The 23,472-nt window shown below is 70.0% G+C and carries 25 protein-coding genes; 16 read left to right on the top strand and 9 right to left on the bottom strand.

The window, feature by feature from the left end; genetic code table 11:
- The first annotated feature begins 9 nt into the window (after window positions 1-9).
- Window positions 10-1,011 (top strand): TAXI family TRAP transporter solute-binding subunit, encoded by a 1,002-nt coding sequence (locus tag GXW78_RS13500; protein ID WP_211869344.1) that lies wholly within the window; start codon window positions 10-12, stop codon window positions 1,009-1,011.
- A 25-nt stretch (window positions 1,012-1,036) separates the two neighbouring features.
- Here the strand turns inward: GXW78_RS13500 and GXW78_RS13505 are convergent, their stop codons facing one another.
- Window positions 1,037-1,210: a GyrI-like domain-containing protein gene (locus GXW78_RS13505; RefSeq protein WP_246522146.1), complete on the bottom strand. Its 174-nt coding sequence runs from the start codon at window positions 1,208-1,210 to the stop codon at window positions 1,037-1,039.
- A gap of 21 nt (window positions 1,211-1,231) precedes the next feature.
- On the opposite strand from GXW78_RS13505, the gene GXW78_RS13510 reads away from it, so the two are divergent.
- A complete protein-coding gene (locus tag GXW78_RS13510; protein ID WP_211869345.1) occupies window positions 1,232-1,588 on the top strand; it encodes an iron chaperone in 357 nt (118 codons plus the stop codon).
- A gap of 106 nt (window positions 1,589-1,694) precedes the next feature.
- Here the strand turns inward: GXW78_RS13510 and GXW78_RS13515 are convergent, their stop codons facing one another.
- A complete protein-coding gene (locus GXW78_RS13515) occupies window positions 1,695-2,252 on the bottom strand; it encodes a DUF2569 family protein (protein ID WP_211869346.1) in 558 nt (185 codons plus the stop codon).
- Window positions 2,253-2,400: 148 nt separating this feature from the next.
- Between GXW78_RS13515 and GXW78_RS13520 the strand changes: the two genes are divergently transcribed.
- Together GXW78_RS13520 and GXW78_RS13525 are read left to right on the top strand one after the other, a co-directional pair.
- Window positions 2,401-2,721, top strand: a complete 321-nt coding sequence (locus GXW78_RS13520) for a hypothetical protein (protein WP_211869347.1) — start codon at window positions 2,401-2,403, stop codon at window positions 2,719-2,721.
- Between the two features lie 165 nt (window positions 2,722-2,886).
- Window positions 2,887-4,314: an FAD-binding oxidoreductase gene (locus GXW78_RS13525; RefSeq protein ID WP_211869348.1), complete on the top strand. Its 1,428-nt coding sequence runs from the start codon at window positions 2,887-2,889 to the stop codon at window positions 4,312-4,314.
- Window positions 4,315-4,591: 277 nt separating this feature from the next.
- On the opposite strand, the gene GXW78_RS13530 is transcribed toward GXW78_RS13525, so the two are convergent.
- Complete coding sequence (locus GXW78_RS13530; protein ID WP_211869349.1) at window positions 4,592-5,566, bottom strand: aldo/keto reductase; 975 nt, start codon at window positions 5,564-5,566, stop codon at window positions 4,592-4,594.
- 229 nt (window positions 5,567-5,795) lie between these two features.
- On the opposite strand from GXW78_RS13530, the gene GXW78_RS13535 reads away from it, so the two are divergent.
- Window positions 5,796-6,611 carry a S49 family peptidase gene (locus GXW78_RS13535; protein ID WP_211869350.1) on the top strand — a complete coding sequence of 272 codons (816 nt, stop codon included), beginning with the start codon at window positions 5,796-5,798 and terminating at the stop codon, window positions 6,609-6,611.
- Between the two features lie 2 nt (window positions 6,612-6,613).
- On the opposite strand, the gene GXW78_RS13540 is transcribed toward GXW78_RS13535, so the two are convergent.
- Window positions 6,614-7,402 carry an SDR family NAD(P)-dependent oxidoreductase gene (locus GXW78_RS13540; RefSeq protein WP_211869351.1) on the bottom strand — a complete coding sequence of 263 codons (789 nt, stop codon included), beginning with the start codon at window positions 7,400-7,402 and terminating at the stop codon, window positions 6,614-6,616.
- Between the two features lie 30 nt (window positions 7,403-7,432).
- On the opposite strand from GXW78_RS13540, the gene GXW78_RS13545 reads away from it, so the two are divergent.
- The 5 genes from GXW78_RS13545 to GXW78_RS13565 all read left to right on the top strand — a co-directional run bounded on the left by GXW78_RS13545 (window position 7,433) and on the right by GXW78_RS13565 (window position 12,052).
- Window positions 7,433-8,338, top strand: coding sequence for a YicC/YloC family endoribonuclease (locus tag GXW78_RS13545; protein ID WP_246522147.1), 906 nt, complete (start codon window positions 7,433-7,435; stop codon window positions 8,336-8,338).
- Window positions 8,328-8,963, top strand: coding sequence for a guanylate kinase (gene gmk, locus GXW78_RS13550; protein ID WP_211869352.1), 636 nt, complete (start codon window positions 8,328-8,330; stop codon window positions 8,961-8,963). Before GXW78_RS13545 ends, gmk begins: the two co-directional genes overlap by 11 nt.
- 398 nt (window positions 8,964-9,361) lie before the next feature.
- Complete coding sequence (locus tag GXW78_RS28495; RefSeq protein ID WP_211869353.1) at window positions 9,362-10,285, top strand: AEC family transporter; 924 nt, start codon at window positions 9,362-9,364, stop codon at window positions 10,283-10,285.
- Between the two features lie 460 nt (window positions 10,286-10,745).
- Window positions 10,746-11,333 carry a hypothetical protein gene (locus tag GXW78_RS13560; RefSeq protein WP_211869354.1) on the top strand — a complete coding sequence of 196 codons (588 nt, stop codon included), beginning with the start codon at window positions 10,746-10,748 and terminating at the stop codon, window positions 11,331-11,333.
- Between the two features lie 137 nt (window positions 11,334-11,470).
- The gene (locus GXW78_RS13565) at window positions 11,471-12,052 is read left to right on the top strand and encodes a glutathione S-transferase family protein (protein WP_211869355.1); all 582 of its coding nucleotides are present in this window, start codon (window positions 11,471-11,473) and stop codon (window positions 12,050-12,052) included.
- Here GXW78_RS13565 and rsmA read toward each other — a convergent pair.
- Together rsmA and GXW78_RS13575 are read right to left on the bottom strand one after the other, a co-directional pair.
- Entirely contained in the window at window positions 12,034-12,867 is an 834-nt protein-coding gene (rsmA, locus tag GXW78_RS13570; RefSeq protein ID WP_211869356.1) for a 16S rRNA (adenine(1518)-N(6)/adenine(1519)-N(6))-dimethyltransferase RsmA, read from the bottom strand. The genes GXW78_RS13565 and rsmA overlap by 19 nt on opposite strands.
- 592 nt (window positions 12,868-13,459) lie before the next feature.
- The gene (locus tag GXW78_RS13575; protein WP_211869357.1) at window positions 13,460-14,788 is read right to left on the bottom strand and encodes a peptidylprolyl isomerase; all 1,329 of its coding nucleotides are present in this window, start codon (window positions 14,786-14,788) and stop codon (window positions 13,460-13,462) included.
- A 104-nt stretch (window positions 14,789-14,892) separates the two neighbouring features.
- Between GXW78_RS13575 and GXW78_RS13580 the strand changes: the two genes are divergently transcribed.
- Window positions 14,893-15,285 (top strand): hypothetical protein, encoded by a 393-nt coding sequence (locus GXW78_RS13580; RefSeq protein ID WP_211869358.1) that lies wholly within the window; start codon window positions 14,893-14,895, stop codon window positions 15,283-15,285.
- 42 nt (window positions 15,286-15,327) lie between these two features.
- On the opposite strand, the gene GXW78_RS13585 is transcribed toward GXW78_RS13580, so the two are convergent.
- The 3 genes from GXW78_RS13585 to lptF are packed head-to-tail and all read right to left on the bottom strand — an operon-like array spanning window position 15,328 to window position 19,891.
- Window positions 15,328-17,613 (bottom strand): LPS-assembly protein LptD, encoded by a 2,286-nt coding sequence (locus tag GXW78_RS13585; RefSeq protein WP_246522148.1) that lies wholly within the window; start codon window positions 17,611-17,613, stop codon window positions 15,328-15,330.
- A 5-nt stretch (window positions 17,614-17,618) separates the two neighbouring features.
- A complete protein-coding gene (lptG, locus tag GXW78_RS13590) occupies window positions 17,619-18,743 on the bottom strand; it encodes an LPS export ABC transporter permease LptG (protein WP_211869408.1) in 1,125 nt (374 codons plus the stop codon).
- Entirely contained in the window at window positions 18,740-19,891 is a 1,152-nt protein-coding gene (gene lptF, locus GXW78_RS13595; protein WP_211869359.1) for an LPS export ABC transporter permease LptF, read from the bottom strand. The genes lptG and lptF overlap by 4 nt, the downstream gene beginning before the upstream one ends.
- 129 nt (window positions 19,892-20,020) lie before the next feature.
- Between lptF and GXW78_RS13600 the strand changes: the two genes are divergently transcribed.
- The 5 genes from GXW78_RS13600 to GXW78_RS13620 all read left to right on the top strand — a co-directional run bounded on the left by GXW78_RS13600 (window position 20,021) and on the right by GXW78_RS13620 (window position 23,420).
- Window positions 20,021-20,788, top strand: coding sequence for a maleate cis-trans isomerase family protein (locus GXW78_RS13600; protein WP_246522150.1), 768 nt, complete (start codon window positions 20,021-20,023; stop codon window positions 20,786-20,788).
- A complete protein-coding gene (locus GXW78_RS13605; RefSeq protein WP_246522151.1) occupies window positions 20,788-21,297 on the top strand; it encodes a GNAT family N-acetyltransferase in 510 nt (169 codons plus the stop codon). Before GXW78_RS13600 ends, GXW78_RS13605 begins: the two co-directional genes overlap by 1 nt.
- Window positions 21,294-21,722: a CoA-binding protein gene (locus tag GXW78_RS13610; protein WP_211869360.1), complete on the top strand. Its 429-nt coding sequence runs from the start codon at window positions 21,294-21,296 to the stop codon at window positions 21,720-21,722. The genes GXW78_RS13605 and GXW78_RS13610 overlap by 4 nt, the downstream gene beginning before the upstream one ends.
- Window positions 21,723-21,825: 103 nt before the next feature.
- Complete coding sequence (locus GXW78_RS13615; protein WP_211869361.1) at window positions 21,826-22,482, top strand: hypothetical protein; 657 nt, start codon at window positions 21,826-21,828, stop codon at window positions 22,480-22,482.
- 146 nt (window positions 22,483-22,628) lie between these two features.
- Window positions 22,629-23,420, top strand: coding sequence for a DUF2076 domain-containing protein (locus GXW78_RS13620; RefSeq protein WP_211869362.1), 792 nt, complete (start codon window positions 22,629-22,631; stop codon window positions 23,418-23,420).
- The last annotated feature ends 52 nt before the right edge of the window (window positions 23,421-23,472 follow it).

Consider the following 23,472-nt stretch of genomic DNA (forward strand, 5'->3'; position numbering starts at 1 on the left):
GACGAGACGATGGACCGCTTCACCCTGCCCCGCCGCGGCCTGCTGCCGCTCACGGCGGCTCTCGCCCTCGCCCCGCCACGCCGGGCTCACGCGCAGGACGGCAGCTTCGCCGGCATCAACGCCATGACCGCCCGCGCCAATGCCGGCACGGTCGGCGTCATCGCAGGCGGCGTCGACGGCACCTACATCCGCATCGCCACCGACCTCGCCGCCGTCCTCGACGATGGCGTTCGGCTGCGGATCATCCCCATCATCGGCAAGGGATCGCTGCAGAATCTTTCGGACATCATGTTCCTGCGCGGTATCGACATCGGCATCGTGCAGTCGGATGCCCTGGCGTTCGCGCGGCGCCAGCGCCTGTTCCCTGGCCTCGACCAGCGCGTGAACTACATCGCGAAGCTTTATGACGAGGAAGTGCACCTCCTCGCCGGCCCCGCCATCAGCCGCGTCGAGGACCTCGCAAACCGCCCCGTCAACGTCGACGTCCGCGGCAGCGGCACGGCGATGACCTCGGCGGTGCTGTTCGAAAGCCTCGGCATCCCCGTCCAGATCACGAACGACGTGCAGGACACGGCGCTGGACAAGCTGCGCCGCGGCGAGATCGCCGCCATGGTCTACGTCGCCGGCAAGCCGGCGCGGCTGTTCTCTGCCATCCCGCGGGAGTCGAACCTGCACTTCGTGCCGCTGCCGATGGCCCCGAGCCTGCTCGACACCTACCTGCCCGCCGAACTCACCGCCGCGCAGTACCCGGCCCTCGTCCCCGACGCCACGCCCGTCGAGACCATCGCCGTCGGTGCTGTCATGGCCGCCTATGCCTGGCAAGCCGGCACCGACCGCCACCGCAAGGTCGCCACCTTCGTCGACGCCTTCTTCGAGAACTTCGACGCCTTCCTCCGTCCGCCGCGCCACCCGAAATGGCGCGAGGTGAACCTCGCCGCGCGCGTGCCCGGCTGGACGCGGCTGCGCACGGCGGAGGAGGCGGAGGCGCGGCTGCGGATCGTCGCGCGATGACGCGCGCCCGTACCGTCGGCGGACACTATCGCAGCGGCAGGAAAAGTTCCGCGACGGCCTCATGCTCCGGCACCTCCGGGAAGAAGCTCAGCCGCTGGCAATAGATCGGGAAGTCGCGTGCTTCCTCGCCGCTGGCCGGAAGCCAGTCGCGATAGAGGAACAGCGCCGCCGCAGCGCCCCATTCGTTGCCTTTGGACATGCTGAAATGCATGCTGCCAGCATGACGAAGATGGATGACCATGGCGCTTATATAGCCGCCGCACCGGCGCATTTTCGCGCCATGTTGGGTCAACTGCGTGCGCAGCTATCGCGAGCACTACCCGACGCTGCAGAAGTCATGAAGTACGATATGCCCGGATTTCAGGTCGGAGAAGCGATCATCGCGGGCTATGCGGCCTTCAGTAAACAATGCGGTCTATACGTCGACCCGGCTGCCATTGCCGCCCATGCCGATGAGATCGCTTCTTTGAAACTTAAGGCAACCAAGACCGGGGTGACGTTCTCGGTGAGCCATCCCATTACCGCGGAACTGGTTCACAAACTGGCCGTCAGCTCACGCAGCAAAAAGGGGCTTTGACGCCTGTTTCCGGCGACCAGGAAACACACTGATCTGCCAACCACGCGAAGTCAGAGCGGCGTCATTTGGTCCTGAAGCGTGCTGTCGGCTTCACTGGGTCCTGACGCTAATTGACGAAGGTCATCGCCACCCGCCGCGATCGCCGGACGTAGAAGACCCACGCCACAGCCGCGACCACCCCGCCGATCCATTGCGGGATGTCCTCGCGCATCGCCTCGAACAGCGCCGGCAGCCCGACCTCCACGCCGTAGACGCCATGGAGCAGGAAGCGCGCCACGATGATCGACAACGGGAAGTTCAGCACGATCCAGCCCGCGGCGATGGGGAAGACCGTCCGGAACGCCGCCGCGCGGCGCAGCATCAGCACCAGGCAGGCGGCGGAGAGCAGGATCGTGACGGCGGTGATCGCGAGGTCCGCCCTGACCAGCCACGGGAAATGCTCCGCCGCTGCGCCGTCGGCGCCGAGCATCTGACCCATTTCCGCCAGGCCGCGCAGCGGCGTCAGCCATACCGCGACGGCCAGGATGAACAGCCAGCCCTTGAAGCCCGGCGTCATCACCCCGCCCTCGGCCTGCGCCCGCCGTACCGCGACGACGATCAACGCCGCCGGGATGGCGAGCACCGCCAGGACCACCAACCAATGCCAGAGCGAGAACGAACCCATCGACGCCGCGATTCCCTGAAAGCGCGGCCAATACGTCACGGATCGCCGCCCCCATCCAGGCGGTTTCGTCACACCGCGCCCGGCCGGCCATTGCCTTCGCCCGCCCCGCGGCCCATCACGCCCGGCACACACGCAAGGGATGCCGCAGATGGACAAGGATGCGCTGACCGCCTGGGCGCTCGCGAATGGCTGGACGATGATCGCGGGCAACCCCAGCCTGACCAAGCCCACGGCGCCGAAGGAGGCGATCGTGCGCATGCTGCTCAAGGCCACGGTCGTCACCATCGAGGCGAAGAAGCCCGCGGGGAAGTGGGAGAAGATCGCCTCCGAGCCCTACGCCAAGGTCGAGGCCGACCCCGATGGCGGCCTGCCGCAGGGCCTGGGCCTGCAGAAGATCCCGAGCCTGACGATGCTGATGCAGGAAAACCGCGACCGCCAGGTCTTCGCGCGGATGACCGGCAAGGGCTGAGAGCTCGCCGGGTGCGGCACAGGTCACGGCCTCGACCCGGCCACCCGTTCCGGCGCACTGACCTGGGCGGGCCTGCGGCTTGGTGCCGGACTTTCCGAACGGTCTCCCGGCAGCCGTCCTTCAGGATGATTGACCGCCGCGAGGACCCGGCGTTTTCTCCGCCGCATGCCTGACACCCTGACGCCCGACGGCCTGCTCGCCGAACTCGCCACCCTGCTCGGCCCCGCGGGCGTGCTGACCGCCGCCGAGGACATCGCCCCGGCCCTCGCCGACTGGCGCGGCTTGTACCAGGGCAAGGCCATGGCCGTACTGCGCCCCGCGAATACGCAGGAGGTCTCGGCCTGCGTGACGCTCTGCGCCGCGGCCGGCATCCCCATCGTGCCGCAGGGCGGCAACACCTCGATGGTCGGCGGCGCCACGCCGACGGAGGACGGCAACGCGGTCGTGCTCTCCCTCGCCCGCATGAACCGCATCCGCGCAATCGACCCCGTGGACATGACCATGACGGCCGAGGCCGGCGTCATCGTGAAGGCCGCGCAGGACGCGGCGGCGGATGCGAACTGCCTGTTCCCGCTCTCCTTCGGCGGCGAGGGCACCGCGACGATCGGCGGCGTGCTCTCGACCAACGCCGGCGGCAACACCACCGTCCGCTACGGCAATGCGCGCGAGCTGATGCTCGGCCTCGAGGTCGTGCTACCGGATGGCAAGGTCTGGAACGGCCTGCGCCGCCTGCGCAAGGACAACACCGGCTACGCGCTGCGCCATTTGTTCGTCGGCGCGGAAGGCACGCTGGGCATCGTCACCGCCGCCACGCTGCGCCTGTTCGCCCCGCCGCGCGCCAATGAGGTCCTGTTCTGCTCGGTGCGCGACGAGGACGCCGCCCTCGCCGTCTTCCGGCGCTTCCGCGCCGTGGACGAAACCGCGATCCGCGCCTTCGAATACATGTCCGGCCTCGGCGTCGACTTCGCGGCGAAGCACATCCCCGGCGTCACCTGGCCGCTCGCCGAGCGCGCCGACCACACCATCCTGGTCGACCTCGCCTCCACCCGTGCCGACGCCGACCTCCAGAGCCTTGCCGAGCAGGTGCTCGGCGACGCGATGGAAGCCGGGGAGGTGATCGATGCGGTGGTCGGCGGCAGCGAGGCGAGGCGCCAGGCTCTCTGGCGCATCCGCGAGGAACATCCCGAGGCTCAGCGCAAGGAAGGGGCGTCGGTGAAGAACGACGTCTCCGTGCCCGTCTCCAAGGTGCCGGAGCTGATCCGCCGCGCCTCCGCCGCCTGCGTCGCGCTGATCCCCGGCACCCGCCCCGTCCCCTTCGGTCACATGGGCGACGGCAACATCCACATGAACCTGGAACAGCCGGAGGGCATGGACGGCGACGCCTTCCTCGCCCGCAGCCACGACATCATGGACACGGTGAACGAGGTGGTGCGCGAGCTCGACGGATCCTTCAGCGCCGAGCACGGCATCGGCCGGCTGAAGACCGACATGATGGAAGCCTGGCGCGGCGGTGCGGAACTCGATGCGATGCAGCGCATCAAGGCGGCGCTGGACCCGCGTGGGATCATGAACCCGGGGAAGGTTCTGCCGTGAGGTAGCGTTGGAGAGGGGCCCTGCCCCTCTCCAAGCCTCTCCCCGCCAAAGGCCGAAGGGCCTTTGGAAACCTCGATTTGGCTCCGGGCTCGCAGAGCCAGCGGAATGTCGAGCGCACTTCGGGCAAGCGCCCCGGAATCATCTTAGGCGCCGTGCGCAACGCCACAGCCCCGCTGCCAGACGGCCTGTTTCGCCCAACGCCAGGTCGAGGTTTCCAAAGGCCCTTCGGCCTTTGGTGGGGAGGGGTCCGGGGAGGGGCAAAGCCCTTCCCCGGCCGTCACCGCAGCGACGCGATCATCGTCAGCGCCTCCGCCGGCAGCGGCCCTTTCTTCACTGCCGCCACCGCGTGGTCGAGTTCCGCGATGCTCGACGTCCCGACCAGCGCCACCGCGATCTCCTTCGGCGTGATCGCGAAGCGCAGCGCCAGTTCCACCAGGTCCGCGGAATACCCCGCCTCGACCACCGGCAGCAGCCGCTGCGCCGCCGCGACATCCGCGGCGTAGTCCGCCCCCGAGGCGATCGGCGCCACCACCGGCACGCCGACCGGGCTGCGCGCTTCCGACCCGCTCAGTGCGCCGCCCGCGAGGATGCGGATCGCCATCACTCCGACGTCGCGTGACGCCGCGTGAGCAATGGCGCCCCCCAGATCCGGCATCGTCGACGCTGACGGCAGCGCACTGATGCCGCTCGGGTTCAGCACATTGTAAGGCATCTGCGCCGTGCTGAAGCCGCCATCCTCCAGCACGCGCCGCAGCGCCATCGCGTCGCCCAGGCCGGTGATGCCGTAGAAGCGGAACTTGCCGTCCTGCCGCAGCCGCTGCAGCGCCGGCACCGCTTCCGACAGGATCTGGGCGGGCGTGAAGGCGGGATCCTTGCCTGCCATCGTGATCGGCTCATGCAGGTGCAGGATGTCGACGCTGTCGCGGCCAAGCCGCGCCAGGCTCGCCTCGACCGACTGCGCGATGTTGCGCGCGATGTCGGCGCGCTGTTCCCCGCGCGTGCGGACCTTGGTGCCGATGGTCACCGCAGGCGCGCCCAGGGCTTTCAGCGCCCGGCCGAGATTGCTCTCCGACGCGCCATCCCCATAGGCCGAGGCAGTATCGAAATAGGTGATGCCGTGGTCGATGGCGCGGCCGATGGCGCGTTCCTGCTCGCCGGCGGCCCCCTTCACCATGAGCCCGCCGATCGCCCCGCACCCATAGCCGAGGACCGAAACGGCAATGCCCGTACGGCCGAGGCGGCGCTGTTCCATGGTGGGGTCCTCCCGTTGTCGGGTCGGATGCTGGGGCCGGCGGCGTGACGGAGCAAGGTTGGAGGCGACGCCGACTCTCCAGGCTATCCCCAGCGGCTCCCACCGGGCGTTGCTTCGCAACATCGATCTGGTCCCACAAGGGCCGGCAGGCCCCTGCACCGCGGCTCCTTGGCTCCGGACGCCGCGGTGATGGCTTGATGCAGCCGCGGGCGGCGGCATCTATGGCATCATGCAATTCCCCTTCTTCGATCGCGCACCGCGCGTCGCCGTGGTTCGCCTGGCGGGGCTCATCGCCGCCTCCGCCGGCCCCTTCTCGCCGGCGTTGAATGCCACCGGCATCGGCCCGCTGCTCGACCGGGCTTTCTCGATCAAGCGCCTCTCGGCAGTGATTCTGGTCGTGAACTCGCCGGGCGGTTCGCCCGTGCAGTCTTCCCTGATCGCGCAGCGCATCCGGCGGCTGGCGGAGGAGAAGAAGGTCCCGACCATCGCCGTGGTCGAGGATGCGGCGGCCTCCGGCGGCTACTGGATCGCCTGCGCGGCGGATGAGATCATCGCCGACCCCGCCTCGATCGTCGGTTCGATCGGCGTGATCAGCGCCGGCTTCGGCCTGCACCAGGCGATGGCGAAGCTCGGCGTGGAACGCCGGCTGCACACGGCCGGAACGCAGAAATCCTTCCTCGACCCCTTCCGCCCCGAACAGGAACCGGATGTCGCGCGGCTGGAGGACCTGCTCGCGACGCTGCACGAGGAATTCAAGGCCTGGGTGCGCACCCGCCGCGGCGTGAAGCTCACGGCACCCGAGGACACGCTGTTCACCGGCCGCTTCTGGACGGGCCGGCAGGCATTGCCGCTCGGCCTCGCGGACGGGCTCGGCGACGTGGAAGGCGAAGCGAAGCGCCGCTTCGGCGACAAGGTGAAGATCATCCGCATCGGCCCGCGGAAGCGCGGCTTCCCCTGGCGCCTGATCCCTGGCGCGCGGGAAGGCGTGGAAGCCATCGCCACCGCCGTCGAGGAACGCGCGGCCTGGGCTCGGCTCGGGCTGTAGCCTCAGATCGTCCCGTCCGCATCCTTCGCGGGCATGCGGTTGAAGAACCAGGCGCGCGCGGCCACAGGCATGGCGCCCAGGAACCGCGCCCCCGCATAGGTCGGCCACGGATACGCGACGCGCGTCCGCCCCCGCGCGATGCCCTCCAGCGTCCGACGCGCCGCTTCCTCCGCATCCATCAGGAACGGCATGCGGAACTTGTTCCTCGCCGTCATCGGCGTGCGGACATAGCCCGGGCAGACCGCATGCAGCCGGATGCCGCGCCGCCGTTCCGTGGCATCCAGCGCTTCCGCCCAGCGCTGCACTGCCGCCTTCGCCGCGCAATAGGCCGGCGCCCCCGGCGCCGCGACGAAGGCCGCGACGGACGAGACCACCGCCACCCGCCCGCGCAGCCCATCCGCCCCCGGCGCCTGCGCCGCCATCACCCCGATCGCCGGCAGCGCCGTGTTCAGCACGCCCGTCACGTTGATGTCGAAGATGCGCCGCGTCTGCTCGGCCGGCTCCGTCGCCCCGCCCGTCCCCGCCGAGACGCCCGCATTGGCGATCACCAGGTCGAGCCGCCCCGCACCGGCGATCCATGCCGCCATCGCCGCCGCGTCGCACACATCCAGCACGACCGGCCGGATCTCCGCCCCACGCGCGCGGCACGCCGCCGCGGCCTCCTCCAACCGCGCCGCATCCCGCCCCGACAGATGCAGCACGGCGCCTGGTTGCGCGCAGGCCTCGGCCAGCGCCCGCCCCAGCCCGGACGACGCCCCGGTGATCAGCACATTCGCCCAGGCACCTTGCATCCCACGCCCCCCGGGGGGACAAGCGGCGCCATGGCCGCACACCCCCTCTCCTCGATGACCGGCTTCGCCCGCGACGGCGGCACGCTACCGGACGGCACTTCCTTCCTGTGGGAACTGCGCAGCGTCAATGGCCGCGGCCTCGATGTCCGCCTGCGCCTGCCGAACGGCTTCGACACGCTGGAAGCGCCGCTCAAGGAAGCGACCGGCAAGGCGCTGAAGCGCGGCAACGTCTCCGCCACGCTGATCATCAAGCGGGAGGAACGCACCCCGCCACGCCTCACCCCCGACCCCGTCGCACTCGACCAGGCGCTGCGCATCGCCCTCGACCTCGCCGCCCGCATCCCCGGCGCGCCCGCCCCGCGCGCGGAGGCGCTGCTCACCCTTCCTGGCGTACTGCGCGCCGAATCCACCGAGCCCGATGAGGCCGAGGAAGAAGCCAAGCGCGCCGCCATCGCCGCCGGCTACGCCAAGGCGCTGCAGGGCCTCGACGCCTCGCGCCGCGGTGAGGGCGCGAAACTCGCCGATATCCTCGCCGTTCTGCTCGACGAGGTCGCCGCCCTGCGCGACGCCGCCGCGACCGAGGCTGCCGACCAGCCCGCGCTTCATCTCGCCCGGCTGCGCGAAAGCCTCGCCGCGCTGCTGGAGGGAGAGCGCCGCGTGCCCGAGGAACGCCTGGCCCAGGAAGTCGCGATGCTCGCGACCAAATCCGATGTGCGCGAGGAGCTCGACCGCCTCTCCGCGCATATCGAGGAGGCCCGCCGCCTGCTGACCTCCGGCGACGCCATCGGCCGCAAGCTCGACTTCCTCACGCAGGAGTTCGTGCGCGAGGCCAACACGCTGTGCAGCAAGTCGTCCTCGATCCCGCTGACGCGCATCGGCCTCGACCTCAAGGCCGCGATCGAGCGGCTGAAGGAGCAGTCGGCGAATGTCGAATGACGCGATCGCCCGGCGCGGGCTCTGCCTCGTCCTCGCCGCCGCGCCCGGCGCGGGCAAGACCTCCGTCTCCCGCGCGCTGCTCGCGACCGAGCCCGACCTGTCGCTGTCGATCAGCGCCACCACCCGCGCCGCGCGCCCGGCCGAGCAGGAAGGCGTCCACTACTTCTTCAAGTCGGACACCGAATTCGACGGCATGGCCGAACGCGGCGAGTTCCTCGAACACGCCCGCTTCCTCGGCCGCGCCTACGGCACGCCGCGCGCCCCGGTCGAGGCCGCCCTCGCCTCGGGCCACGACGTGCTGTTCGACATCGAATGGCAGGGCCATCGGCAGATGAAGGCGGCGATGCCGCAGGACGTCGTCGGCATCTTCCTCCTGCCGCCCTCCCTGCCCGACCTCGAGGCCCGGCTGCGCGGCCGCGGCCAGGACAGCGAGGTCGAGATCGCCCGCCGCATGGCCGCGGCGCGCGAGGAGATCATCCACTGGGACGAGTTCGACCACATCGTGGTCAACCGCGACTTCGAGGCGACCGTCGCCCAGGTGCGCGCCATCCTGCACGCCGCCCGCAGCGAACGCCGCCGCCAGCCCGGCATGCCGGACTTCATCGCGACGCTGCTGGCGGTGTGAAAGCCTGCGCCTGGATGACCGGCGAGATGGTGTTTCGTTCCGGGATGCCGTCGGTCGGCGCCGGGCATGGCTGCACGCCGTCAGGCGCGTTTTCAACGGGGTGCCGGGTACGTCCGCTGTTGTCGTTGGAGGGGCTTTGCCCCTCCAAGCCACCCCAGCAAAGGCCGAAAGGCCTTTGCAAACCTCCACTTGGTATCGTGCGCCAGTGCCAGGAACGATGCCGAGACCCGCTCCTGTGCATGAAGCGCGCGCGGAGGGAGCGGCAGACCCGCCACGCCCAACACCAACCGATTGCGGTCCAGGTGCTCCAAGCACCTGGCGGGGTGGTTCGGAGGGGCAGCGCCCCTCCGCCCTCCGCCCCCGGCACGCGCCACGTCACCAGGAAGGAGCCCTGACGCGTGGGCATCATCCTCGACATCGTAGCACCCGTCTTCATCGTCATCGGGTTCGGCTACGTCGCGGCAACGCGTGGCTTCGTCGATGAGGCCGGCTTCCGCGGCCTGACCGGCTTCATCTTCAACCTCGCCATCCCCGCGCTGCTCTTCGTCGGCGGCACCTCCGGCACTGTCGGCGGCGGCCCGGCGGCCTTCGCCTATTTCGCGGCGGCGGTCGTGCTGTTCGGCCTGTCGCTCGCGCTCGGCATGGCGCGGATCGGCCTGTCGATGGCCGAGGCCGGGCTGTTCGCGCTGAACTGCAGCTACGGGAACGCGGTGATGATGGGCATCCCGCTGGTGGCTGCGATCTATGGGCAGGCGGGCCTGCCCATCCTGATCACGATCATCGGCCTGCATTCGATGATCATGCTGACGCTGGCGACCGTGGTCGCGGAGATCGGCCTGCATCGTCAGGCACCCTGGCGGCGCATCCTGTCCGCAACCCTCGCCGGCGTGGTGCGCAACCCCATCGTCGCGACCGTCTTCATCGCGCTGGCCTGGCGGCTGCTCGGCCTGCCCGTACCCGGCGTCGCGCGCCGCACCATGGAACTGCTTGGCGCCGCGACGCCCGCCGTCGCGCTGTTCTGCCTCGGCGGGTCGCTTGCCGGCTTCCGCATCGGCCGCGCCTGGGGCGAGGTCGCCTGGGCAACCGTGCTGAAGCTCGCCGTCCTGCCGCTGATGGTCTGGGGCGCGTGCCTGCTGTTCCACCTGTCGCCGACGGAAACCGGCATCGCCGTGATGACCGCCGCGCTGCCGACCGGCGCCAACGCCTTCATGCTCGCGCGGCGCTACGCCGTCGGCACGGACGGGTCCGGCGCCACCGTGCTGGTCTCCACCATGCTGTCGGTCTTCACCCTGGCCGCCGTGCTGGCCTGGGCGCATCCCTGAGGCGGATGGCGCTCGCCATCCGCTCAGGCCGTCGCCCCGGCGAGCATCGTCACGCGCCCGAGGGTCCGGCCTGGAAAGTCCGGCACTACCGGCCCGCACCCTTACCCCGCCACCCACGTCAGTATCCTGGAATAGGTGGCCCGGCTGGGTGCGGGGCGGTGCCGGACACGGAAATCCGCCATCAGGCGCGCCCTTCCGTAATGCTGGCAAGCCAGAGCCAAGTTCATCAGATGAACAGAACGCTCAGGAACGTCGCCGCTATCTGCTATTCCGGCAACATCTGACAAACGGCGCGACATCTTCACGGTTCGTTGAGGTCGGAACTCCGCGCCCGATATCCGGGGACTCCGAAGGTATTCACGGGATTCTACCCCCCTGACAGGAGATCGCCCCGAAAAACTTCATTGATTATCGGCGTGACAGTTTCCCATGCTCTTCCATGCAATGGGAGACAACGACGATGTCAGATACGTCCTACGAGCCCTGGACCGCTGGCTGCCTGATGACCAACCGCAACAACGCGGTCTTCCTGTCGGTGGTTGAGGTGGAAGGCGTCGCACGGCGCTGCATCATCACCGTCGTCGGAGAGTCCGGCTGCGAATGGGGGCGCGACCCCGTCACCACGATCCTGCTGCCCGGGATCGACCTGAATGCCGTCATGGCCGCGGTGCAGAATCCCACGGGGAAGCACACCACCTTCAGCAGCTCGGGCAATCGCTATTCCCGCATCGCCCGCCTGGTGCAGCTCGGATACGAACGCGCGACGGGCAACACCATCTCAAGCGGCGTGCGCTTCCGGTGGACCTCCAACGACCTGATCCGCTACGCGCAGCGCTGGGTCGAGCGGGCACCCGACACCGCGGGCGTCCATGTCGGCCGGAATGTCGAGGAATCCATTCGCTTCCGCTTCGCGATGCCCGGCGTGGACGAGGTCTTCTACGAATTCGTCTCCGACGACAGGGTCGTGGTCATGACCGGCGTGCAGGCCAAGGCAGAGCGTGAGCGCCTGCGCGCGGCGGAGATGGAAGGCAAGATGGTTAATTTCTGACGCCGGATCCGCATTGACGTTCCCGGAGCGACCCGCCGACGATCCATAGCGGCGCGGCCTGCACGATCTGCAAGGCGCGTCTCGGTGTTCACACTGGCCTCGGTGCCCGCACCGATCAGGGTATAGGCTCCCCGCCCATGCTGACGCTGTTCCTCGCGCCCGGGTCCAGTTCGATGGCGCCGCACATCATGCTGCATGAGGTCGGCGCGCCCTTTGACATTCGCCCGATCTCCTTCAGGCGGCGCGAGCACCGCGACCCGGCCTTCCTGGCGCTCAATCCGGAGGGCAAGGTGCCCGTCCTGCTGCTGGACGGACATCCGCTGACCGAGGTCGCAGCCATCCTGTTCTACCTCGCACGATGCTTCCCCACGGCGGGCCTGTTGCCGCAAGGCGATGCGGGGGTGGCGCGGGTCGTCTCCTGGATGTCCTTCCTCGCCTCGACGGTCCATCCGGCGCGACGACAGGGCATCGGTCACGCCCGCGCGGCCTGGACGCTGGCCGAAGCGCGCCTCGCCGGCCGCGCCTGGGCCGAGGGCAGCGCGATGACGATCGCCGACATCCACCTGTTCCGCCTGTTCTGGCGGTTCCGGGGCTCCGCTGCATTGGCGCCGGGCGACTACCCGGCCCTGGAGGACCACCACGACCGCATGATGGCGCGTCCGGCCGTGCGCCGGGCCATCGAGGTCGAATCCGCGATCGGCTACGAACTGCCAGCCTGACGCGCCAGCAGCTCGCGCGCCAGCGTGTCGAACTCCGCGACCGTCAGCGTCTCCGCCCGCCGTGTCCCCTCGATGCCCGCCGCCGCCAGCAGCCCTTCGGCGTCGCCCAGCGACTTCAACGCCCCGCGCAGCATCTTCCGCCGCTGCCCGAAGGCCGCCGCGGTCATGCGTTCCATCGCCCGGAACAGATCCTCGCCCGGATCCTCTGCCTTCGGCACGAACCCCACCACCGCCGACCACACCTTCGGCGGCGGGCTGAACGCCCCCGGAGGCAGCCGCAGCAGCAGGTCGCACCGGCACCGCCACTGCGCCAGCACCGCCAGCCGCCCATAGGCCGGCGTATCAGGTGCCGCCGTGATGCGCTCCGCCACCTCCTGCTGGAACATCAGGGTCATGCCCTCGATCGCTGCCGCCTGGCGCAACCAGCCGACCAGCAGCGGCGAGGCGACATTGTAGGGCAGGTTGGCAATGACCCGCCGCGGCGCCGGCACCATCGCCGTGACATCGGTCTTCAGCGCATCGCCCTCGATCACCGTCAGTCGTCCGGGATGCGCCGCCGCCAGCTCGGCCAGCAGCGCAATGGCGCGCCGGTCGAGTTCCACCGCCGTCACCTGCACGGCAGGCGTCGCCAGCAGCGCGCGCGTCAGCCCCCCGGGGCCGGGCCCGATCTCGACGACATGCCGGCCGGACAGGTCGCCGGCGAGCGCCGCGATACGGGCACAGATCGTCGGGTCCAGCAGGAAATGCTGGCCAAGCGACTTGCGCGCATCCAGGCCGTGGCGCGCGATGGCATCACGGAGGGAGACGTCGCTCATCGACCGGCGCTCGAGGGGCTCTGTAGGAAGATCGGCGATAGCGGGCGGATCAGGAAGGTGCTCTGCCCCTTCCCCAACCCTACCCCGGCACGGGTATCCATTCGCATTGCCGTGGCAATGTGAATGGGGCCCGCATCGACCGAAGGGCCTTTGCAAACCTCGACCTGGCTCTGCGCAGGCAGTGTCGGGACAAGGTCGTCATCCGGCTCCGCGCACGGAACGGTTTTCAAAGCGCGAGAATTGGCCTTCGCGCGCGGCGCCAAATGATGGCGGTCCAGGCCATCCATGGCCTGGCGGGGTGAGGTTCGGAGAGGGGCAGAGCCCCTTTCCGATCCAACCTTCGCGCAAATGGGGCAACCGCCGAAGGACCATGCCACAGGGCGACACCAGCGGTAGCAGTGCCCTGCCGCGGCCCTGCGCATATCCCCCCGCCGGCGCGCCCGACGCCCACGGATTGCTGTCCAGGTGCTCCAAGCATCTGGCGCGGTGGCTCGGAGGGACAGAGCCCCTCCGCTCTCCGGCCGCGACCGTCGCTCTGCCATCGGAAACACACCCTCCGGCCTTACGCCGATGGCTCCCGCCAGACGGGCCGTCACCCCCGGCGCGGCGGCGTCTGCTGCGCGGCGGGCGCCGGCGCCGCGCGGATGTCGATCTGCGCGCGGCGCTGCAGGTCCCGCAGCACCTGGCGGGAGATCAGTTCCACCCTCTCGCGGACCAGCCGGTCGCGCGCCTGGTCGGCGGTGACTTCGGCAAGGTTGCGGGTCTCGCGCGCGCAGACGACGATTACCATCGCGCCGTCCGGGGCGATGATCGGCTGCGACGGCCGGCCGATCGGCAGGTTCGCCAGCAGCTCGCGCAGTTCGGGCGGGTTGACGGTGTCGAGCCGCACCGGCCCGGGGTCGTTCATCCGCGCGCCCTGGCCCGCCGCAGCGTCCAGCGACTCACAGGACCGCCCGGTCTCGGACAGGCGCTGCGCGCTCTCGACCTGGCGCATCTGCTGGGCGGTGGGCGCGACCGGATTGACCTGCCCTTCGAACGGGTAGACGGCCTGCCGCACGGTCAGCATTGTCGCCATGTCGCGGCCGGCGATGCGCTTCTGGCGCAGCATGGCGATCACATAGCCGCCGGGGACCCGGATCGGGTTCGAGATCGCGCCTTCGGGCATCTGGCGGATGATGGCGGCGACCTCGGGGTCGAGCCGTTCCGCCTGGGTCCAGCCGAGGTCGCCGCCCAGCATGGCCGACTGCGCCTGGCTGAACTGCGTCGCGACCATCGGGAAGGGCGCGCCGGCCCGCAGGCGGGTGATGATGTCAGCCGTGAAGCGCTGCACCTCGGCTTCCTGTCCCGGGGCCGAGATCGGCAGGAAGATCTCGGAGACGAGGTATTCCGGCTGGCCCGTGCGCGCCTGATAGGCGGCGAGGTATTCGTCCACCGCCGCCTGGCTGATGTTCGCCTGGTCGCCCAGCAGACCGCGCAGCAGGCGGTTCCAGCCGATCTGGGCGCGGATCTGGTCGTACAGCACGCGTGGGTCGATGTTGCCGCGGCGCAGATTCTCCCGCAGGCCCCCCGGCTGCAGGCCGTTGCGCGATTCGATCTCGTTGACCGCGTTCGCGATGTCCTGGTCGGTGATCGGGATGCGCCGGCGCGCGACTTCCTGGGTGCGCAACCGCTCATTGATCAGCAGCCGCAGGATCTGGTCGTTGGCGCGGCCCGCCGTGTCGCCGGTCATGCCGGCGGACAGCGCGAGCAGGCGTCGCCGGCTCTCGACCTCGTTCAGCGTGATGACGTCGCCGTTCACCACGGCGGCGATGCGATTCACCTGGGCCATGGCCGGCGTGGCAAGCGCCATCATGGCGGCCAGCGCGGCTGCGGCGAGCGTGGGCAGGCGCCCGAGGAGGGTGTGGTGCGTCGCGTCTGTCATGGCAGCGCCTTCATAGTGGCTCGGGCCCGCAGGGGCCAGCCTGACGGTGCGGCGTCGCCCACTATGTTCTTGTATTGTTCCTGTCCCTGGGGAATCTATCGGCCATGCCCGATGATCCCGCGACGTCAGCGCCGTGCGAACGGCCATGCCGGCTAGAACGCACGATGCTGCGCGCCCTGCGGCAGACGGCGAACGAAGCCGTCGCCCATGGGCCGGATGCGACCGCCGCGGCCGTTCGGGACCGCCTGGTCGGACTGTGGCCGTCGCTGCCGCTGACGATGGCGGACGAAGCGGCAGCGTTCGTGGCGACCGAGGCGCATGCCGGCACGACACCCCCACCTGACGAGCCAACCGCCCTGAGCGGCCACCTTTCCGACGAGACACCTCGCGTCGGGTCGGGAGAGCAAAGCGCGACCGCGCCCGGACCGACAGCCGCGCCCAGCAGTCCAGTGCACGGCGCGAAAGCCGAGCCCGCGAATGCGGGCGCCGGCGTCTGAGGCATTGCTGAGACTCAGCGACCGCCACGGCGGTCGCCGAGATCAGATCGCCCGGAAGCCGACGTCGCCGATCGTCTTCAGCCCGATGCGGAACAGCAGCATCGTACTGGCCGGATACAGCGAGTTGGTGGAGGTATCCTCGGCGAAGCTTTTGAGGAAACGCGCCTCGAGCAGGAAGCACTCATCCTCGTACCCGGCGGAAGCGGTGACCACGACCGGCCGGTTCAGCTCGATGTCGTAGCGGGCGAAGGCCCCGAACCGCCAATGCCCGATCTGCTGCGTGAAGCCGACAGCGACCTCGTTGCGGGTCTGCGCAGGATCGAGGAAGGGCATCGCCGGGGTGTAGAGGTAACCCGCCGTGACCGATGTTCCCGTCCCCAAGCTGGCCGTGGTCGACAGGTCCAGGAAGCGAACCGACCCGTCCTCCTGCGCGAACCGCCCGCGCCCAAGGAATTCGAGCCAGCTCACCGGCCGCAGCCGCGCCCGCCCGACATAGTCCGAAGCACGATTCTCGACACCGCTATTGGCGTAGAACGGCCCGCCATCGTTCTGGATTCGATAGGACGCGCCGGCGAGCCCCTCCAGCATCCCGCCATTCGGGAAGTACCAGGCGCCGCGAAGCGCGTAGTCGATGCGCGTGCCGCCCTCCTGCCGGTCGCGCCCGACGAAGCGGTTCAGCTGGAACAGGTTGGCGTCCGTGAACTCGAAGTCGATGCTGTCCTCGTTCGGCACCGAGGACTGGTTGCCCGTGAGCGGCCCGGCGACCACCTGGATGCGCGGCTCGATTACCTGATGACCATACTCGCCCGCCGGACGCACGAAGGGCATGCGCCAGTCGAGCGCGGCGCGGATGTTCGCCGTGCCGATCGTCCCGTTGTCGGCCGTTGTCGAATAATTCGGCGCCGCGGCGAGGTCGTTGTAGGCATAGGCCGAGAGATCGGACTGCGCCCGCACCGTCCACAGCCCGCCGGCGTGGTCGTACATTGGCAGGTTGTAGGCAAGTCGGGTCGAGGCGCGCTGCGTGCTCGTGCCCTGGTCGCGGAACACCGCGAAGTTCCAGGTGTCGATCGTGAAGGTGCCGCCCAGGCTGTCCCGCTGCGCCTGCCAATCCGCATAGATGTTCGGCAGGACGTAGGGGATCAGGCTGTTGTTGTCGGTCGAGCGCAGGCCCTGATAGGCCCGCCCGTCGATGCGGGCGTAGGCGTTGCTGCCCCAGAACCCCTCGGTAAAGGCGTTCTGGTCCAGCAGTCGCCGCGAACCGTAACGGTAGACGCGGAGGTAGTCCTCGCTGCTCGCCCAGTTGTAGTTGAAGCCGGCCCGCCAGTTCTCGTCGATCGCGAAGTTGCCGCGCGAGAAGATGTGCCCCCCGGCGCCTTCCGGCGTGTTCTCGCGCCCGTTCAGGTAGCCGAACGAACCCTCCGCCGCGACCTCGCCGAAGTTGAACCGGCGGCGGTATTCCAGGCCGAGATTGGGCAGGTTGCTGGTCGCGATCATCGGCCGCAGCAGCAGGTCCTGGCTCTCGTCGATGGCCCAGTAGTACGGCGTCTCGACGAAGCCCCCGAGATAGTCGGTGATGCCGAAGGTCGGGCTCAGGAAGCCCGACTGACGCGGCGCCGAGGCCGAGGGGTGCTGCAGATAGGGCGTCCAGAGCAGCGGGACGCCGCCGAACTCGACCGTGGCGTCGCGATAGCGCACCTGGCGGGCGGTCTGGTCGAGCGTCGCGGTGCGGGCACGCACCTGCCACACCGGCGGCGCGAGCGGGTCCTCCTGGCAGGGCTGGCAGGACGAATAGACGACGCGCGACAGGTCGAAGAAGGTCCCGCCCGTACGCCGCGCACCGGCGGCCGCCACGCGCCCGTTCTGCGCCAGCAGCCCGCGCAGCCCTTCCAGCACGCCGTCCTTGAACTCGTTCCGCAGCTCGACGCTGTCGGCGAAGATCACCTGGCCGTCGGCCTCGATCAGCTGGACGTTGCCGCGCGCCGTCGCGACGCCGGTATTGCGGTCATAGGTGAATTCGTCGGCACGCAGCACGCGGTTGCCCTGCCACGCCTCGACGCGGCCGCGGGCGACGACGAGCGCACGGTTCTGGTCGTACTCCACCTCCTCGGCGGTGAAGGTCACCGGCTGGTCCTGGGCCACCGGCGCGCCGGGCATGCCCGCCGGTGCCGATGCGGCCGGGGCGGGCGCGGGGGCCGGCTCGCCCGGCAACACCGGTTCCGAGCCCTGCGGCGCCGTGATAGGCGGCAGTGCGACGCTCTGCGACAGCGCGGGGGAAGCCCCGAGCGTGAGCAGCGCGCCGATACCGAGGAAACGCGGCAAGCCGCCCATCGACCTCATCCGTCCTCGAGATGCAGCAACAGGGCGGTGGCGAGCAGGAAGCCCGCCCCCGCCGGCGCCCAGGCGGCGAAGACGACCGGCAGCGTCCCGGCCTCCCCGAATTCCGCGGTGACCCTGTCGATCACGAACAGCGCAAAGCCGGCGGCGACGCCGCCACCGATCATCTGCCCGACGCCGCCGCGGCGCGACGAGCGCATGGAAAACCCCGCCGACAGCAGCGCCATCGCTGCCGCGAGCAGCGGCAGCGCCAGCAGCGACTGGAACTGCAGCCGGTGCCGGACCGCCGAGAAGCCGGCGTTCTCCAGCACCTCGATGAAGTCCGGCAGCGCCCAGAAGGACAGCGTGTCGGGGCTCGCGAAGGAATCCTGGATGCGCGCCGGCGTCAGGTCGGTCGGCAGCTCCAGCCGCTGCGCCGGGCTGGGCATGCGGTCGGCACCGAAGGTGACGGCGTCGCTGATCACCCAATGCCCGCGTTCGAGCACCGCGGACGGCGCCTCCACCCGCGCGAGCGGCCGATCCCCGGCGGACAGGCGCCACAGCGTCACGTCGTCCAGGCGGAATGCTTCCCCGCGCCGCAGGTCGGTGATCGGCACCGGCCGTCCGGACAGGATCGCCACCCCCTGCGGCTCGATCCCCGGATCGGCCTGGCGCAGCCACAGCCGCCCGCCCGCAAGCGCCGTGATGCCCGAGGTATTGCGCAGGTATTGCGCGTCGAGCCGCTCCGCGCGCGCGAACATCGCCGAGGAGAGCGGCGAGATCATCGTCGTCGCCAGCCCCCCCAGCAGCACCGCGACCACGACCGGCCCCGTCAGGAACCCCCAGGCCGAAATTCCGGCGGCACGCGCGACCACCAGCTCCGACGACCGCGTCAGCCGCCAGAATGCCGCGATGCCGCCGAGCAGGATGGCGAAGGGCAGGATCTGCATGGCGACGAAGGGCAGCCGCAGCGCGGCGATCTGCGCCACCAGCCCGAAGGTTGCGTCCTGGCGCGTCGCGGCGCGTCGCAGCAGCTCGATCAGGTCGAACAGCGCCACCAGCGCCGCGAGCGCGGTGAGCATCGCCACCGTCGCCGCGGCGAAGCGCCGCGACACATACAGTGTCAGCGTCCGGGTGAAGGTCATGCCGAGGCCGGCATCGGCGGCGGTGCCGGCTTCGGCCAGCCCGGCGCGCCGCTCATCCACCACAGCGCGATCACGCCCGGCAGCATCGCCTGGATCCAGACAAGCGGCACCCAGATGTTGTCGCGTGCCGCGAGGTTGCCCCCCGTCAGCCCGAAGGCCAGCAGCCCCACCACGATCGCGATGCCGACGGCGATGCGCGCCCCCCCGCCATGCCGGCGGAACTCCCCAGTCAGGGCGACGGCGAGCGCCACCAGCGCGAAGCTCAGCGTCGTCAGCGGCCCGGCCAGGCGCTGATGTGCCTCGGCGTAGTAGCGGCGCAGCTCCCGCTCCCGCAGCCCCTCGGCCGGGTCGGGATTCAGCAGCTCGGCCACCGACCGTTCGCGCGAATCGCGGGTCCGCGCCTCCTCCCCGCGCGTCGCGCGGGCAAGGTCGATGCTGTTCTCGGAAAAGGACAGAAGGTTGAGACGCAGCGGCGGCGTGCCCGGCGCCGCATTGGTGGGCGCGCGTTCCACCTGTTGCCGCACGCCGTTCAGCAGCGTGACGCGCGGGCCGGTCGGCGCGGTGATGATGCGGCCCTGCTCGGCCAGGATCGTCACCGGCGCGCCCGATTCGCGCTGGTCATGCACCAGGATGCCGCGCAGCGTGCCGTCCGGGTCGCGATACCGCGCATAGACCGTCAGGTCGTCGCCGACCTGGCTGAATACCCCTTCCTGCAGCAGCACGCCGACAAGCTGGTTGCGGATCTCGAACTGCCATTGCCGGAACGCGGTGTGCGACAGCGGCACCAGCCACAGATTCAGCGCAAAGCAGACGCCCGTCGCGATCACCGCCAGCATCACCGCCGGCCGCGCGAGCGTCCATTGCGACAGCCCCGCGGCGCGCATCACCACCAGTTCGCGGTCGCTCGCCAGCCGCACATAGACGAACAGCACTACGACGAAGGTCGTGATCGGCAGGATGACCGCGAAGAAGGAGGGCAGCATCAGGCTGGTCAGCTCGACGAACACCACCAGCGACAGGCCGCGGTCGAGCACCAGCTCGATGAAGCGCAGGGACTGCGTCAGCCAGACGAGCGCCGCCAGCCCCACCGTCACGGCGACGAGGGCGATGGACAACTGGCGCAGGAGATAGCGGTCGATACGGGTCATGAAGCCGGGCCAACCTAGTGTGTTGTCCCCCGCGCCGGAAGCCTTGCGACGGGGTCGGGGTTACAGTGTAACAGGAAGGTGCGCCCCTCTCCGCGCGCCGCCACCCTTATGGCACGCTCGCGCCGCAACATGCGCGCGGAGTCCATGATGGGACGCGACATTCTCGGCTGGCGCCGGCTGTTCGGCGTAATGGGACCGTCCACCAACACCGTCGTGCAGCCGGATTTCGACCGGATGCGCCCCGCCGGCGTGACCAATCACTATTCCCGCATCTTCACGCCGGATGCGGATGCGATCTCGAACGAAACCTTCCGCGCCGGGATCGGCCTGATCGGCGACAACACGCTCGATGCGGTGCGCTCGGTCATGACCTGCGCGCCCGACCACCTGATCATGGGCATGTCCGCCGTCACCTTCTTCGACGGGGCGAAGGGCGCCGACCGCTTCATCGCCCAGGTGCGGGACGCCTCGGGCATCGGCGTCACCGTCGGCTCCCATGCCTGCACGGCGGCGCTGAACGCCTTTGGCGGCGGGAAGCGCCTCGCCGTGCTGTCGCCCTACTGGCCGGTGATGAATGCCGAGGTCGCGCGCTATTTCGGCGACATGGGCTTCACCGTGGTGCGGGACATCGCGCTGCAATGCCGTTCCTGGACCGGCATCGCGCAGGTCACGCCGCAGCAATGCGTCGCCGCGCTGAAGCAGCTCGACGGCGACGATGTCGACGCGATCGTCCAGGTCGGCACCAACCTGTCGATGGTGCGCCTCGCCGCGATGGCGGAACTCTGGCTCGGCAAGCCGGTCATCGCGATCAACGCCGCCACCTACTGGCACGCGCTGCGCGACAACGGCATCCCGGACCGCGTCGAAGGCTGCGGCCGCCTGCTCGAGGAATTCTGATGCCGATCCGCCCCGCCACCGAGGCCGACCTGCCGGAGATCACCGCGATCTTCGCCGAGGTCGTCGCGACCTCGACCGCCATCTATGTGGACGAGCCCTTCACCGCCGAGGACCGGGCCGCCTGGTTCGCCGCGCGCCGCGCCGCCGGCTATCCGGTGCTGGTCGCGGATGACGGGAACGGCGTGCTCGGCCTCGCCTCCTTCGGCGATTTCCGCGCCTTCCCCGGTTACCGCCACACGGTCGAGCATTCCGTCCACATCCGGGCGGACCAACGCGGCCGCGGCCTCGGTCCCACGCTGGTCTCGGCGCTGTTCGACCCGGCGCGCGCGCTCGGCAAGCATGTGATGATCGCCGCCGTCGATGCCGCCAATGCCGGATCGATCCGCATGCATGAACGGCTCGGTTTCCAGCGTGGAGCATTGTTGCGCGAGGTGGGTTGGAAATTCGGCCGCTGGCTCGATGTGGAGTTCATGCAGAAGTTCCTCGACACCCCGGGAGCCCCACGATGACCGCCGACGAAATCCGCACCCTGCTGTTGAACACGCGCCGCATCGCCGTCGTCGGCGCCTCCGACCGCCCCGACCGGCCCAGCAACGAGGTCTTCGGCTTCCTCCAGGCGCGCGGTTACGACGTCGTGCCGGTGAACCCGACGCGGGTCGGTAAGACCGTGCACGGCGTCCCGGTCCTCGGCTCGCTCGCCGAGGCCGCGCCGCTCGACATGGTCGATATCTTCCGCCGCTCCGCCGATGCCGGCGCCGTGGTGGATGAGGCGATCGCCCTCGGTGCGAAGACGGTCTGGATGCAGCTTGGCGTGATCGACGAGGCCGCCGCCGGGCGCGCCCGCGCCGCCGGCCTGAACGTCGTGATGGACCACTGCCCGGTGATCGAATGGCGCCGGCTCGGCCTGCCGCCCCGGATTCCCGCGCCGGCCTGAAACGACGCGGACCCGTCACCTCCCTGCGATTGAGTATCCCGCCAGCAGCGCGTACGGCACGCCATAAGGACGCGCCGACCGGCGCTGCAACCCAGGATCAATCATGTCACAAGCTTTCGGCCGTGCTTTTTTCGGCATCGGCAATCCGTCTTTCTTCAACCTGCTCCGCCCGATGCACGGCGGCGGCTTCAGCCAGAAGTTCGGCACGGCTCTGACCGTCGGCGGCTTCGGCGTCGCCGGCTACAACATCTTCAGCAAGGCGCAGGATTACCGCGCCGGCCGCATCTCGGGGGAGGAAGCCGTCAGCGCGAGCGGTGCGCAGTTCATCGGCTGCCTCGCCGGCGGCGGGTCGCTCAAGGCCGTCATGTACAGCGGCATCACCAGCTACCTCGTAATGTTCTCCCTGGTGTCGCGGGTCGATCACTGGCGCTCCCGCAACGCGGAGGAGAGCTTCGTCCCCGAGGACCTGGTGAAGGCCCCCGACTATTTCGACCTGTTCTCCCCGGGCGCCGTCGCCGCGGTCGACGGCGTCTCCAGCCTCACGGGCGGGAAGGGCGGCATGATCGCGAAGACACTGGCGCTCAGCTACAACATGCTCAACGTCGACCTGTCGCACATCCGCCGCCGCGTCGCGGAGGAAGGCGGCACGATGGAGGTCGAGCAGCGCATCGAACCGGAAGCCCTCCCGCTCGTCTTCGGCCAGTACGGCGACCAGGCGCTTTCGGATGTCGAGAAGGTGCTGCTGCTGTCCGCCATCTGATCGCGCGGCCAGGCGCGGGCGACGCTCGATGAAGATGACGTGGCGATATTGAATTCACGCTTCCTGCGGACCACTTCCGGCGCGGCCGGGAAGAGCAAGTCGATGGCAGGCAAGCCACCGGCCATGTCGGGAAGGGACAAGTTGAGATGACTGAAGAGGAACGGCGCATCATCGCCGGTTTCGTGGAACGGATCAGCGGCAACGCTGCCGTTGCGCAGGCACCGAGCGGTCCCTGGGGCGCCGCCCCCGCGCCGCAGCGCCCCAACCTGCCGCCGGTGGACCCCGAGGCCGACGCCTTCATCGCGGACCTCTTCAACCGCTACCCCGAGGCGCGCTACCGCCTGACGCAGTCGGCCTTCGTGCAGGAAGCCGCGCTGGTCGAGGCGAACAACCGCATCCAGCGCCTGGAATGGGAAGTCGAGAACGCCCGCCGCCAGGGCCAGGCCAAGGCGGCGCAGGCCGGCGGCGGCGGCATGCTCGGCGGGCTGTTCGGCGGCCGCCAGCAGGCCAACATGCCGCCCCCGATGCCCCCGCCCCCGCAGCCGCAATACCCCGCGGGCTACAACCCGCAGGCGCTGCAGCAGCAGCAGGGCCGCGGCGGCATGGGCTTCCTCGGCACGGCGGCCTCGGCCGCGGCCGGCGTGGCCGGCGGCATGCTGCTCGGCAACATGCTGATGAACGCCTTCGGCGGCGGGGGTGCCGCGCAGGCGGCGCAGACCACGGCCGCCGACGCTCTCACCGGCGGCACGGACGCCACCCCGGCCTCCTCGCCCTGGACCGACCCGACCGGCAGCGGCGACGACAAGGCAGCCGCCGATGGCGGCTGGGGCCAGGATGCGACCCCCGCCGCCGACAATGGCTGGCAGGACCAGGGCCAGGATGCCTGGGGCAGCAGCCAGGACGACGGCGGCGGCTGGGGCAGCGACGAGGAAATCTGACCCGTCCCGCCGGCGATCCGCACCGGGTCGCCGGCCAGGGTGGCCAGGTCAA

The sequence above is a fragment of the Neoroseomonas terrae genome (assembly GCF_018129025.1).
Classification (GTDB): domain Bacteria; phylum Pseudomonadota; class Alphaproteobacteria; order Acetobacterales; family Acetobacteraceae; genus Neoroseomonas; species Neoroseomonas terrae.